This is a genomic window from Ideonella azotifigens (genome assembly GCF_021043325.1).
Classification (GTDB): Bacteria; Pseudomonadota; Gammaproteobacteria; order Burkholderiales; family Burkholderiaceae_C; genus Ideonella; species Ideonella azotifigens.
The window spans coordinates 94231-107765 of sequence record NZ_JAJNKD010000023.1; the positions used below are offsets into that span (position 1 = coordinate 94231).

General features: G+C 67.3%; 14 protein-coding genes. 12 read left to right on the forward strand and 2 right to left on the reverse strand.

The window, feature by feature from the left end; translation table 11 throughout:
• Positions 1-64 precede the first annotated feature (64 nt).
• From LRH25_RS29940 to LRH25_RS29955, 4 genes are all read left to right on the forward strand, one after another.
• Positions 65-1378 (forward strand): ABC transporter substrate-binding protein, encoded by a 1314-nt coding sequence (locus LRH25_RS29940; protein ID WP_141287630.1) that lies wholly within the window; start codon positions 65-67, stop codon positions 1376-1378.
• A 16-nt stretch (positions 1379-1394) separates the two neighbouring features.
• Positions 1395-2300 carry an ABC transporter permease gene (locus tag LRH25_RS29945; protein ID WP_141287623.1) on the forward strand — a complete coding sequence of 302 codons (906 nt, stop codon included), beginning with the start codon at positions 1395-1397 and terminating at the stop codon, positions 2298-2300.
• Positions 2300-3184 (forward strand): ABC transporter permease, encoded by an 885-nt coding sequence (locus LRH25_RS29950; protein WP_141287624.1) that lies wholly within the window; start codon positions 2300-2302, stop codon positions 3182-3184. Before LRH25_RS29945 ends, LRH25_RS29950 begins: the two co-directional genes overlap by 1 nt.
• A 64-nt stretch (positions 3185-3248) precedes the next feature.
• A complete protein-coding gene (locus LRH25_RS29955) occupies positions 3249-4040 on the forward strand; it encodes a GntR family transcriptional regulator (RefSeq protein WP_141287625.1) in 792 nt (263 codons plus the stop codon).
• Here the strand turns inward: LRH25_RS29955 and LRH25_RS29960 are convergent.
• Positions 3965-5089 (reverse strand): MBL fold metallo-hydrolase, encoded by a 1125-nt coding sequence (locus LRH25_RS29960; RefSeq protein ID WP_141287626.1) that lies wholly within the window; start codon positions 5087-5089, stop codon positions 3965-3967. The genes LRH25_RS29955 and LRH25_RS29960 overlap by 76 nt on opposite strands.
• Positions 5090-5249: 160 nt before the next feature.
• Here LRH25_RS29960 and LRH25_RS29965 point away from each other — a divergent pair, with 160 nt between their 5' ends.
• The 8 genes from LRH25_RS29965 (at position 5250) to LRH25_RS30000 (ending at position 13046) form a co-directional block, all read left to right on the forward strand.
• A complete protein-coding gene (locus tag LRH25_RS29965) occupies positions 5250-5747 on the forward strand; it encodes a MerR family transcriptional regulator (RefSeq protein ID WP_141287627.1) in 498 nt (165 codons plus the stop codon).
• A gap of 135 nt (positions 5748-5882) precedes the next feature.
• Positions 5883-6647 (forward strand): carbonate dehydratase, encoded by a 765-nt coding sequence (gene can / locus LRH25_RS29970; protein ID WP_141287628.1) that lies wholly within the window; start codon positions 5883-5885, stop codon positions 6645-6647.
• Between the two features lie 42 nt (positions 6648-6689).
• Entirely contained in the window at positions 6690-8510 is a 1821-nt protein-coding gene (gene aceK, locus LRH25_RS29975) for a bifunctional isocitrate dehydrogenase kinase/phosphatase (protein WP_141287631.1), read from the forward strand.
• A gap of 44 nt (positions 8511-8554) precedes the next feature.
• Positions 8555-9733 carry an acetyl-CoA C-acyltransferase gene (locus LRH25_RS29980; protein WP_231013089.1) on the forward strand — a complete coding sequence of 393 codons (1179 nt, stop codon included), beginning with the start codon at positions 8555-8557 and terminating at the stop codon, positions 9731-9733.
• 1 nt (position 9734) lies between these two features.
• Positions 9735-10397, forward strand: a complete 663-nt coding sequence (locus LRH25_RS29985) for a LysE family translocator (protein WP_231013090.1) — start codon at positions 9735-9737, stop codon at positions 10395-10397.
• 40 nt (positions 10398-10437) lie between these two features.
• A complete protein-coding gene (locus LRH25_RS29990; protein ID WP_231013091.1) occupies positions 10438-11100 on the forward strand; it encodes a phosphatase PAP2 family protein in 663 nt (220 codons plus the stop codon).
• A gap of 1 nt (position 11101) precedes the next feature.
• Entirely contained in the window at positions 11102-11797 is a 696-nt protein-coding gene (locus tag LRH25_RS29995; protein WP_231013092.1) for an SDR family oxidoreductase, read from the forward strand.
• Between the two features lie 118 nt (positions 11798-11915).
• Complete coding sequence (locus LRH25_RS30000) at positions 11916-13046, forward strand: acyl-CoA dehydrogenase family protein (protein ID WP_141291592.1); 1131 nt, start codon at positions 11916-11918, stop codon at positions 13044-13046.
• 75 nt (positions 13047-13121) lie between these two features.
• Here the strand turns inward: LRH25_RS30000 and LRH25_RS30005 are convergent.
• On the reverse strand, positions 13122-13535 hold a 414-nt coding region (locus LRH25_RS30005; RefSeq protein WP_310742451.1), incomplete at its 5' end, for a calcium-binding protein.

Consider the following 13535-nt stretch of genomic DNA (forward strand, 5'->3'; position numbering starts at 1 on the left):
TTCAGATCCCTCTTTTCCGTCCCACCCACACACAGCCTGTTTGCTGGAGAACCCGATGAGCGATATGGACCAGACCCCGCCGCAGCCCGTCACGCCGTCCGTCGACGCGACGCCCCAGACCGGCGAGGCCTCGTCGGCCGGCCGCCGCAGTTTCCTGAAGAACGCCAGCGTTGCAGCGGTCGGCATCACCGGCTTCCCCTACGTGCACGCGCAGGAAAAGATCACGCTGCGCTACCTGGGCACCGCGGTGAACCAGGACAAGAAGATCGCCGAGAAGTTCGAGGCCGACACCGGCATCAAGATCCAGTACATCCCGGTCACGACCGATGACGTGACCAAGCGCGCCGTCACCGCGCCCAACAGCTTCGACCTGATCGACACCGAGTACTTCTCGCTGAAGAAAATCATCCCCACCGGCAACCTGCTGGGCATTGATGTGAAGCGCATCAAGAACGCCGACAAGATCACCTCGCTGTTCACCAAGGGCGAAGTCGCCGGCAAGAAGGTCGGCGACCAGGGCACCGCGCCCAAGAAGGTGATGTACCTGGAGAAGCCGGACAGCAAGACCTTCGCGAAGGACGCGACCGGCTTCATGACGCTGATTCCCACGGTCTACAACGCCGACACGCTGGGCATCCGCCCGGACCTGATCAAGCGCCCGATCGACTCGTGGAAGGAGCTGCTGAACCCCGAGTTCAAGGGCAAGGCCGCGATCCTGAACATCCCGTCCATCGGCATCATGGACGCGGCGATGGTGGTCGAGGCCATGGGCCTCTACAAGTACCCCGACAAGGGGAACATGACCAAGAAGGAAATCGACCTGACGATCAAGACCCTGATCGAGGCGAAGAAGGCCGGCCAGTTCCGCTCGCTGTGGAAGGACTTCAACGAGTCGGTCAACCTGATGGCCTCGGGCGAAGTGGTGATCCAGTCCATGTGGAGCCCGGCCGTCACGGCGGTGCGCACCAAGGGCATTGCCTGCACCTTCCAGCCGCTGAAGGAAGGCTATCGCGCCTGGGCCGCCGGCTTCGGCGTTCCCAAGACGGTGACCGGCAAGAAGGCTGACGCCGTCTACGAATTCATCAACTGGTTCCTCGACGGCTGGGCTGGCGCCTACCTGAACCGCCAGGGCTACTACAGCGCCGTGCTGGACACCGCCAAGGCCAAGATGGAGGCCTACGAGTGGGCCTACTGGATGGAAGGCAAGCCGGCCACGCAGGACATCAAGTCGCCCAACGGCGACGTGCTGGCCAAGGCCGGCGCGGTGCGTGACGGTGGCAGCTACGAGGCCCGCATGGGCGGCATCGCCTGCTGGAACGCGATCATGGACGAGAACACGTACATGGTTCAGAAGTGGAACGAGTTCGTGGCTGCCTGATGTCCTGAGAACCGAGATGACTCGCACACGCCGCTCTTCGTCCCGCAGCCTGCTGGCCTGGCTGCAGGCCGCGCCGCTGGCGGCGGTGTTCGTCATCTTCTTTGTCGTGCCGCTGGCGCTGATCGCGATGGTCAGCACCTGGCAGGCGACCGACTACGAACTGATCCCGGCCTTCACCGGCCAGAACTACCTCGATGTCTTCAATGGTTGCGGCCACAGCCTGGTCACCGCCGGCGAAGACGTCTGCGTCACGCTGAAGACCTATGGCTCCACGCTGAAGTTCAGCCTGCTGACCTGGCTGATCACGGCGCTGCTGGGTTTCAGCATCGCCTATTTCCTGGCCTTCCACGTGAAGAGCCAGCTGATGCAGACGGTGCTGTTCATCGTCTGCACCGTGCCCTTCTGGACCAGCAACGTGATCCGCATGATCTCGTGGGTGCCGCTGCTGGGCCGCAACGGCCTGATCAACAGCACGCTGGTCGCGATGGGTGTCATCGAGCAGCCCATCGAGTGGCTGCTGTTCTCTGAGTTTTCGGTGGTGCTGGCCTTTGTGCACCTCTACACGATGTTCATGATCGTGCCCATCTTCAACTCGATGATGCGCATCGACCGCTCGCTGCTGGAGGCCGCGCGCGACAACGGCGCCAAGCCCTGGCAGACGGTGCTGCACGTGGTGCTGCCGCTGTCCAAGACCGGGCTGATCATCGGCTCCATCTTCGTGCTGGCGCTGGTGATGGGCGACTTCGTCACGGTCGGCGTGATGGGCGGCCAGCAGATCGCCTCGGTCGGCAAGGTCATCCAGGTGCAGACCAGCTACCTGCAGTTCCCGCTGGCCGCGGCCAACGCGATGATCCTGCTGGCGGTGGTGCTGATGATGATCGTGGCCTTGATGCGGTTGGTGAACCTGAGGAAGGAACTCTGATGGCCGCCGTCCCGCGTCGTGAATCGAGACCGCTCAGCTTCTGGCTGCTTGGCGCCGTCTTCGCCGCCTTTGTGCTGTTCCTCTACGGCCCGATGCTGGCCATCTTCTTGCTCAGCTTCCAGGGCCCCGAGGGCGGGCTGACCTTCCCGATGCGCGGCTGGTCGCTGCACTGGTTCGCGCAGCTGTGGGAAGGCATTGGCGTGATCGACATCGGCGCCGCGCTGCGCCGCTCGCTGGCGCTGGGCCTCACGGTGATGGTGCTGACGGTGGTCTGCTCGCTGCTCGCGGGCCTGGCCTACCGCAAGAAGCTGCCGGGCGGCAGCGCGCTGTTCTATGTCGTGGTCGCCAGCCTGATCATGCCCAGCATCATCGTCTCGCTGGGCGTGGGCCTGATGTTCCGGCTGCTGGACACGGGCATCAAGACCGTGCTCGAAGCCCATGCGCCCAGCCTCCTCGAAGGCTTCACCAGCACGCTGGGCATGTTCAGTTCCGGCCTGGGCGCGCAGCTGACCTGGACGCTGCCGTTTGGCCTCTTGATCATGTTCGCGATCTTCAACCGCTTCAACCCGGCCTACGAAGAAGCCGCGCGCGACCAGGGCGCCACGCCCTGGCAGGCGCTGCGCCACGTGGTGCTGCCACTGATCGCGCCCAGCCTGGTCGGCATCGGCATGTTCGGCTTCACGCTGAGCTGGGACGAGATCGCCCGCAGCTCGCAGGTCATGGGCGACCTGAACACCTTGCCGCTGGAGCTGCAGGGCCTGACGACGACCGTGACCACGCCGGTGATTTACGCACTCGGCACCGTCACCACGGTGATCTCGTTTGCGGTGATGGGCCTGACGCTGCTGCTGGTCGCGCTTTGGCGGCGCCGTGGCGCGGCCTGAGGCGACCTTGCGCGCCACCAGCCAAGCGCTGCGCCGGGCGCTTGTGATTGAGGACAATGCCGAGATGCCCACCCATGTCGCCCATGGCGCCACGCGCCGCCGCCAGGCCGGCAAGGCAGAAGCTGCCGACACGGCGACCCAGCGGGTCTACCAGGGCATCTATCAAGCCATCATCGAGCACCGGCTGGCGCCCGGCGCGCGGCTGCGCGAAGAGGAGCTGGCCGAGAGCTTCAGTGTCTCGCGCACCGTCGTGCGCCAGGCGCTGCAACGCCTGGCGGCCGACCAGATCATCGTGCTGCAGCACAACCGCGGCGCGCAGGTGCCGCATCCGGACCTGGCGCATGCGGCGCATGTGTTCGATGCGCGCCGCGTCGTCGAATGCGACATCGCGCGCCGCCTCGCCGGCAAGCTCAGCGCTGCCCAGGTCAGCGAGCTGAACGGTCTGGTGCAGGCCGAAGCCGCGGCCCATGTGCGCGGCGACGCAGCCGCTGCCATCCGCCTGTCCGGCCGCTTCCACCAGGCACTGGCCGAGCTGGTTGGCAATCCTGTCTTCATCGACCTGATCGACGAGCTGCTGCCCACCACCTCGCTGCTGATCGCGCTCTACCAGCGCGGCGACCGGCCGGGCTGCGTCACGCACCGGCACCAGGAGCTGATCGCCGCGCTCACCGTCGGCACACCCGCCCAGGCCGCCGCCGAGATGCGGCGCCACCTGACCGAGCTGGAGAAGTCGCTGGTCGGCGGGCAGGGTGGCACGGCCTTGCGCGATGTGTTCGCGCCTTATCGAGAAGCGAGCAACACCTCGGCGCCAGCCGGCGAAGGCATGGCGGGCGCTGCAGGCAGCACTGGCACGTAACGCAGCACGCCGTCTTCGTCGCTCGGCAGCGCCCGCAGCCGGCCGGCCTCCTGCAGCGCGTGCAGGTGGGCAATCGCCTCGCCCATGGCAAAGCTGGTCTGGTGCACGTCCAGCGTGCGCTTGAACAGCACCGGCAGCAGCTCGGCGGCCGAGCGCGGCGCTTCTGCACAGGCGGCCACCAGCAGGTCGAACTGCAGCGCATGGTGGGCCTGCAGTTGGTCGATGCGCTGGTGCGCGCCGGTGAAAGGCTTGCCATGCGAGGGCAGCACCAGCGTGTCCGCCGGCAGTGGCCTGAAGCGCTCGATGGACTGAAGGAACAGCGGCAGCGGGTTGGCCTCCGGTTCGTGGCCGTAGACGCTGATGTTGGTCGAGATGCGCGGCAGCAGCATGTCGCCCGAGATCAGCAGGTTCAGCGCAGGACAGTGCAGCGCGATGTGCTCGGGCGCGTGGCCGTGGCCGACGATGCAGTGCCAGTCGTTCGGGCCAATGCGCAGCGTCAGCCCGTGCAGCAGCCGGCGGTATTCATCGGGCAGCTGCGGCACCAGGTGCGCGTAGCCGGTGGCATGCGCGCGCACGGCGGCCAGGCGCTGCGGGTCGGTCAGCCCGTGGCGCGAGAACAGCTTCTCGGCCTGCGCACGCATCAGCTCGGGGTCGCTGCGGCAGGCCTGGCCGGCGGAGTAGAAATCGGTGGCGCTGATCCACATCCTGCAGCCCCATTGCGCGCACAGCCAGTGCGCCAGCCCGAGGTGGTCCGGGTGCATGTGGGTGACGATCACGCGCAGGATGGGCAGGCCGTCCAGCCCGTGGGCGAACAGCCGGGTCCAGGCTTCGCGCGCCTCGGGAATGTCCAGCCCGCAGTCGACCACGGCCCAGCCGGGGCTGCCGTCTTCGGCCTCGTCGCGCAGCAGCCAGAGGTTGATGTGGTCCAGCGCAAACGGCAGCGGCATGCGCAGCCAGCGCACCCCCGGTGCCACCTCCATCGCGTGGCCGGTCTCGGGCAGGGTGTCGCCCCAGGGGTAGCGCAACTGGGCTTCTAGGGCATTGGCCATGGCAGGGAATCCGACAAAGAAAACTTGGAGACGCGACCACGACGGCAAGGCCCCGGCGCGGTAGGCGATGGTCCGCCAACTTTGCCAGCCTGCCTGTCGCCTGCGAGACGGCAAGTCGCGTAGACTTCGGTTCACGTTAACGTAAACGTCAATCCACGTCATGCCTGCTTCCGATCGTCCCTCCCGCGCACGTGCCCAAGCCACCGGTGGCGACGGCCGTGCGGAAGCCGCTGCGACCTTCACCATCACCGAGCTGGCGCAGGAGTTCGACATCACGCCGCGCGCGATCCGCTTCTACGAAGACGTGGGCTTGATGACCCCGGCGCGTGCCGGTCGCAACCGCGTCTACACGCTGCGCGACCGCACCCGGCTCAAGCTGACCCTGCGCGGCAAGCGCCTGGGCCTGTCGCTGCAGGAGATCAAGCAGCTGGTCGACATGTACGACTCCGGCACAGACGCCCGCCCGCAGCTGGAAGCTTTCCTCGGCGTGCTGGCCGAACACCGGCGCCAGCTGGCCCAGCAACTGGAGGACATCCAGGTCACGCTGGCGGAAATCGAGCAGCATGAGGCCCGTTGCCGGCAGTTGCTGGCAAAGCCCGAGCCGGTTGCGAAACCGGCGGGCCGGGCCAAGGCTGCGCGCCGTGCTGCGGCTGTTTGAGTCCTGATGCTTTCCAGAGGCCCCCGTGCTTACACTCGCGTCCGGCGTTTGGTGCAATGCAGCAAACGCGGTGGCCCAGCCGGCACCGTCCCGCTGGCGCCTTGTGCCTGAATCGACTTTTGAAGCCGTCCTGCCATGAGCCAACACCTCGAAGAACTCTTTGAAAGCAACCGCCGCTGGTCCGCCGCCACCGAGGCCCGCGAGCCTGGCTTTTTCAGCCGTCTGCTCAAGCAGCAGACGCCGCAGTACCTGTGGATCGGCTGTGCCGACAGCCGGGTGCCGGCCAACGAGCTGGTGGACCTGCTGCCCGGCGAGCTGTTCGTGCACCGCAACGTGGCCAACGTGGTGGCGCACTCGGACCTGAATGCGCTCTCGGTGATCCAGTTCGCGGTCGACCACCTGCGCGTGCAGCACATCATCATCGTCGGCCACTCGAACTGCGGCGGCGTCAAGGCCGCGATGCTGGACACTCGCAACGGCCTGGTCGACAACTGGCTGCGCCACGTGAAGGACGTTCGCCGCATGCACCATGGCTTCCTGGAGAGCCTGCCCGCCGAGTACCGCGTGGACGCCTTGTGCGAGCTGAACGTGCTGGAGCAGGCCCGCAACACCTGCTACACCACCGTCGTGCAGGACGCCTGGGCGCGCGGGCAGGAAGTGGTCGTGCACGGCTGGGTCTACGGCCTGCACAACGGCCTGCTGGACGACTTGCGCATGACCGTCTCCGGCACCACTGACGTGGGCGAGGCTTATGCCAAGGCGCTGGCCGGCATCCACCGCCGCTTCCTCGGCGCGCCGCTGGCGGCAGAGTCAACGCAGGCCGCTGCCGCGCCCTTGTCGCCCGCATTGCCGGCAGACAGCAGCGCCGCGCCCGACATGGCCGAACAGCCCGCGGGCTGATTGCAACTTCAGTCGTGCATGCGCCCGCCTGTCCGTCAAACCCTGTTCCCGCAGCAGCTTGACGACAGCCGCGGCCATGAGATCGCCCGCGCGCTGCTGGACGGTTTCGACAAGCACTACCGGCTGTTCCGCGAGGCCAGCGCCAGTGCCAAGCAGCGCTTCGAGCAGGCCGACTGGCACGGCCAGCAGCGCGCGCAGCGAGAGCGCATCGAGTTCTACGACCTGCGCGTGGCCGAGGCCGCCGAGCGGCTGCAGGCAGAGTTCGAAGCCGGCACGCTGGCGATGGGCATCTGGCAGCAGGTCAAGCTGCACTACATCGGCCTGCTGACCCATCACCACCAGCCCGAGCTGGCCGAGACCTTCTTCAATTCGGTCACGACCAAGATCCTGCACCGGCACTACTTCCACAACGACTTCATCTTCGTGCGCCCCGCCATCTCGACCGAATACATCGAGAACGACGAGCCGGCCGCCACGCCCACCTACCGCTGCTACTACCCGACGCGCGAGTCGCTGCGCGACACGCTGATGCGCGTCATCACCAACTTCCGGCTGCAGGTCGCGTTCGAGGACCTGGCGCGCGACGTGGACGCGGTGCTGGCCGCCATGCTGCTGCGGCTGGACCAGGACGGCCCGTTCCGTGCGCGGGCCAACTTCCAGATCCAGGTGCTGTCCTCGCTGTTCTACCGGAACAAGGGCGCGTATGTGGTGGGCAAGGTGGTCAACGGCTACAGCGAAGCGCCGTTTGCGCTGCCCATCCTGCACCTGGACCGGCCGGAGGGCGCCGCGCCGAAGCTGGTGATCGACGCGGTGCTGTTCGGCGAGGACGACCTGCAGATGCTGTTCAGCTTCGCGCGGGCCTATTTCCTCGTCGACATGGAAATTCCCAGCGCCCATGTGCAGTTCCTGCGCTCGCTGATGCCGCGCAAGCCGCGCGCCGAGCTCTACAACGCGCTGGGTCTGCAGAAGCACGGCAAGAACCTGTTCTACCGCGATTTCCTGGCCCATCTGCAGCACTCCAGCGACAGCTTCCGCATCGCGCCCGGCATCAAGGGCATGGTGATGCTGGTGTTCGACCTGCCGAGCTTCCCGTTCGTGTTCAAGCTCATCAAGGACTTTTTCCCCGAGCAGAAGGACACCACGCGCGAGCAGGTGCAGCGCAAGTACCTGCTGGTCAAGCAGCACGACCGCGTGGGCCGCATGGCCGACACGCTGGAGTTCTCCAACGTGGCCTTCCCGCTCTCGCGCTTCGACGAAGCGCTGCTGGCCGAACTGCGCCACTTCGCGCCCAGCCAGCTGGAGTTTTCCGAGCGAGCGTCCGACGGAGGCCATGGAGGCCCGCGCGAACTGGTCATCAGGCACGTCTACATCGAGCGCCGCATGGTGCCGCTGAACATCTACCTGCAGGACGCCACGCCCATCCAGCTCGAAAACGCGGTGATCGAATACGGCAACGCGATCAAGGACCTGGTCGCGGCCAACATCTTTCCCGGCGACATGCTGTGGAAGAACTTCGGCGTGACCCGCGCGGGCAAGGTCGTGTTCTACGACTACGACGAGATCGAGTACCTGACCGACTGCAACTTCCGCCGCGTGCCTGCGCCGCGCAACGAGGAAGAGGAAATGTCCGGCGAGGTCTGGTGGCCGGTCGCGCCGCGGGACGTCTTCCCCGAAACCTTCGCGCCTTTCCTGCTGGGCAACCCGCAGGTGCGCGAAGTCTTCATGAAACACCATGCCGACCTGCTGGACGCTGCGTTCTGGCAAGGTCACAAGCAGCGCATTGCCGCAGGCCATGTGCACGACGTTTTTCCCTATGAGCCGGGCAAGCGCTTCGCCGTGCAGCGCGCCCAGGCGGCAGCCTGAGGGCCGCGGCTCTTTCATCACGGCAATCACAGGAGACTCGAAAAATGGCCGATCCCATCGTCATCGCATCCGCTGCCCGCACCCCCATCGGGGGCCTGCTGGGCGACTTCTCATCACTGGCTGCCTGGGAACTGGGCGCCGTCGCGATCAAGGCTGCCGTCGAGCGCGCCGGCGTGCCGGGCGACGCCATCGACGAAGTGCTGATGGGCAACTGCCTGATGGCTGGCCAGGGTCAGGCGCCCGCGCGCCAGGCCCTGCGCAAGGCTGGCCTGCCGGACAGCACAGGCGCCGTCACGCTGAGCAAGATGTGCGGCTCGGGCATGCGCGCGATGATGTTCGCGCACGACATGCTGGCCGCCGGCTCGGCCGAGCTGATGGTGGCCGGTGGCATGGAGAGCATGACCAACGCGCCGCACCTGATGTTCGCGCGCAAGGGCGTGAAGTACGGCGCCACCGCCATGTACGACCACATGGCCATCGACGGCCTGGAAGACGCCTACCAGCGCGGCCAGGCCATGGGCGTGTTCGCCGAACAGTGCGTGGGCAAGTACAGCTTCACCCGCGAGGCCATGGACCAGTTCGCCATCGCCTCCACCCAGCGCGCCAAGCAGGCCAACGAAGACGGCAGCTTCGACTGGGAGATCGCCCCGGTGGCGCTGGCCGGCAAGGGCGGCGAGACCCTGTTCAAGCGCGACGAGGCCCCGTTCAAGGCCAAACTGGACAAGATCCCCGGCCTGAAGCCCGCGTTCAAGAAGGACGGCACCATCACCGCCGCCACCTCGTCCAGCATTTCCGACGGCGCCGCCGCGCTGGTGCTGATGCGCGAGTCCACCGCCAAGGCGCGTGGCCTCACGCCGATTGCCCGCATCGTCTCGCACGCCGTGCACGCGCAGGCGCCGGAGTGGTTCACCACCGCACCGGTCGGCGCGATCCAGAAGGCCTTGAAGAAGGCCGGCTGGACGGCCGAGCAGGTCGACCTGTGGGAAGTCAACGAAGCCTTCGCCGCGGTGACCATGGCCGCGATGGCCGAGTTCAAGCTGCCGCACGAGATCGTCAACGTGCACGGCGGCGCGGTCGCGCTGGGCCACCCGATCGGCGCTTCCGGCGCGCGCATCGTCGTCACGCTGCTGGGCGCGCTGAAGAAGCGGGGCTTGCAGCGCGGCGTTGCGGCGCTGTGCATCGGCGGCGGCGAAGCCACGGCGATGGCCATCGAGCTGCTGTGACATGAGCGAACTCGCCGCCGCGCTGGGCCTGCACAGCCTGGGCCTGTTCTCGCTGACGGTGCTGGTGCTGAACGCCACGCCCGGCGTGGACATGCTCTACACCGTCTCGCGCACGCTGACCGGCGGCGCCCGCACCGGCGTGGCCGCGGCGCTGGGGGTGTCGGCCGGTTGCGTGGTGCATGCGTTGCTCGCGGCGTTTGGGCTGGCTGCCTTGCTGGCCGTCTCCAGCCTCGCGTTTGCGACGCTGAAGTGGGCCGGCGCGGCCTACCTGGCGTGGGTGGCGCTGCAGATGTTGCGCAGCGCAGCCCGGCCCGCCGAAACGCAGGCCGCGCAGGCGGCCGAGGCGCGGCAGCGCTCGCTGCCCGCGGTGTTCCGCCAGGGCATGGTCACCAACGTGCTGAACCCCAAGGTGGCGCTGTTTTTCCTGGCCTTCTTGCCGCAGTTCATCGCGCCGGACGCGCCGCACAAGACGCTGGCCTTCCTGGCGCTGGGCGCCTTGATGGTGACGCAGGGCACAGTCTTCCTGCTGGCGCTGGTGGCCGTGTCGGCACGGCTGCGCCGGCTGGGCGGCTCGCCCACGCTGTCGCGCTGGCTGAACGGCTTGGGCGGTGCGTTGTTCCTGGGCCTGGCGGCGCGGCTCGCGCTGGTCGAGCACAGGGTTTGATGAAGAATGCGGGCCTTCCGCTGCACTGACTGATACCGCTGTGAACGCCTGGCATTTCGTGACCCGCTTCGGTGAAGCCCAGATCCTGCTGCCGGCCGCGCTGCTGGTCGGCCTGCTGCTCGCCAGCCGCCCGGAGGGCCGGCCGGCCGCATCACGCTGGCTGGCCGGGCTGGTGCTGGCAACGGGGCTCACCACCTTGACCAAGATCGCCTTCATCGGCTGGGGCATCGGCTCGGCGAGCCTGAACTTCACCGGCGTCTCGGGCCACTCGATGTACGCCTCGGCGATCTACCCGGTGCTGCTCGCCGCCTGCGCCGAACTGCTGCTGGGCCGGGGCCGCATGGCCGCCGCGCTGCTGGGCGCTGTGATCGCGCTGGTGGTCGGCGTCTCGCGCCTGGCGGTGGATGCGCATTCGGTCAGCGAGGTCATCGCCGGCTTCGTGGTTGGCGGAGCGGTGAGCCTGGCGGTGCTGTTCGCCGAACATTGGCACACGCCGCGGCTGCAGCGCTGGCTGCAGGGCGGCGCGCTGGCGGCGATGGCGCTGTGGCTGTTCGGTGCCACCTCCTATGCACCGCCGTCCCCCACGCATGCGCTGGTGACCCGCATCGCGCTGCGGCTCTCAGGCCACGAGCACCCTTACACCCGGGCCCAGCTGCTGCACACGCTGCGCGAGCCACTGGATCTGCCCACCGCCAGGCTCTGACATGACCTCTGCTGTTTCGAACTTCTCGCCCCGCGCGGTGCTGGTCATCGGCGCCTCGCGTGGCATCGGCCTGGAACTGGTGCGCCAGTACCGCGAGGCCGGCGCGCAGGTGGTCGCCACCGCGCGTGATGACGCCGGCCTGGCCAGGCTGCACGCGCTGGGTGCCAAGGGCCTTCGGCTGGACGTGACCTCGGCCGCCAGCGTCTCCGGCCTGGCCTGGCAGGTCGACGGCGAATGCTTCGACGTCGCCATCGTCAATGCCGGTGTCTACGGCCCGCAGACCAGCGGCCTGCAGTCGCCCACCGCGGCGGACTTCGACCAGGTCATGCACACCAATGTGCTGGGCCCCATGCAGGTGCTGCCGCAGATGCTGGACGCGCTGGCGCCGGGCGCGCGCGTGGGCGTGCTGTCGTCGCGCATGGGCTCCATTGGCACGCGGGCCAGCAGCGCCGGCTGGCTCTATCGCGCCTCCAAGGCGGCGGTCAATTCGGTGCTGGCCGACACCGCGCTGGCGCTCAAGGGCAAGGCCTTTTGCTGCGCGCTGCACCCCGGCTGGGTGCGCACCGAGATGGGCGGCAGCGGCGCCGACATCTCGCCCGAAGAAAGCGCCGCCGGCATCCGCCAGGTGCTGACCGGGCTGGACGCCAAGCGCCACGGCGGCTTTTACGACTACAGCGGCGCCACCATCCCCTGGTAAATGGTGCCCCCATACCTGCCACTGCGCGTCAGGCCCCCCGAGGGGGTCAAGAAAGCTCGGGAGCGGCCCCTCGCTTTCTTGATTTGCCCCGCACACAACACATCCGGAGACAAGAACCATGCTGCTGAGCGAAGAGCACCAGGCGGTGCAGGAGGCGGTGCGCGCCTACGTGCAGGACAAGATCGCCCCGCACGCCGCGCGCTGGGACAAGGAACACCATTTCCCCGCCGAAGAGTTGAAGGGACTGGCCGGGCTGGGCTGCTACGGCGTGGCGGTGCCGACCGAGTACGACGGCGCGGGCCTGGACTACCTTGCGCTGTCACTGATCCTGGAAGAGGTCGGCGCCGGTGACGGCGGCACCTCCACCGTGGTCAGCGTCAACAACTGCCCGGTCTGCTCCATCCTGATGGCCTTTGGCAACGAGGACCAGAAACAGAGGTTCCTCAAACCGCTGGCGCGCGGCGACATGCTGGGCGCGTTCTGCCTGACCGAGCCGCACGTGGGCTCCGAAGCCGGCGGGCTGAAGACCATGGCCGTGCGCGATGGGGACGACTACGTCATCAACGGCGTCAAGCAGTTCATCACCAGCGGCAAGAACGGCGACGTGGCCATCGTGATGGCGGTCACGGACAAGGCCGCCGGCAAGAAGGGCATCAGCGCCTTCCTGGTGCCCACGAAAACGCCCGGCTACACGGTGGCGCGGCTCGAAGACAAGATGGGCCAGCACAGCTCGGACACCGCACAAATCCTGTTCGAGAACTGCCGCGTGCCGGCGGCGAACCGGCTGGGCGAAGAAGGCCAGGGCCTGAAGATTGCGCTGGGCGGGCTGGAAGGCGGGCGCATCGGCATCGCCTCGCAAAGCCTGGGCATGGCGCGCGCCGCGTTGGAAGCGGCGCTGCGCTACGCCAAGGAGCGCGTGGCCTTCGGCGTGCCGATCTACGAGCACCAGGCCGTGCAGCACAAGCTGGCCGATTGCGCCACCCAGCTTGAAGCCGCGCGCCAGCTGGTCTGGCATGCCGCGACCTTGAAGGACGCCGGTCTGCCCTGCCTGAAGGAAGCCGCGATGGCCAAGCTGTTCGCCAGCGAAATGGCCGAGAAGGTCTGCTCCGCGGCCATCCAGGTGCACGGCGGCTACGGCTATGTCAGCGACTTTCCCGTCGAGCGCCTGTACCGTGACGTGCGCGTGTGCCAGCTCTACGAGGGCACCTCCGAAGTGCAGAAGATCCTGATCGGGAGGGCACTGGTCTGAGATGCCCAGAAAAAAGCCGCGCTGACTCAGCGCGGCCTTGGGTTGTGTGGTCGCAGGGTACGACCTTGCGCCTCTTCAATGCCAGTTGGCTGCGATGACGGGTGTCAGAGACGACTGATAGTCCGGAGGCAGCGTTGTTTGTCCAGCCGCGGGCGGGCTGAATGCCGCCATGGCGTCGACCAGCGCGTTCACTTGACTGTCCAGCAACACTGCGCCGTTCGCTGTTTGGAACTGCTCGATGTGATAAGAAGTGCTCGAATACCAGCTGGTAATCGAGACTTTGTCGCTTGTGCCAATGACACTGACCTCCAAGTTGGTGCCCACCTTGCGGAACCAAAGCTGATCGGTGGCGATGTTTGCTCCGAACGACAAGAGGTCGACATTGCCGGCCGTGGTGTCGTAGTCGGAGGCGGTGTCGGCGCCATCGCCGCGGGCGAAGACAAAGGTGTCGTTGCCTGCGCCGCCGTCGATGGCGTCATTGCCCAGACC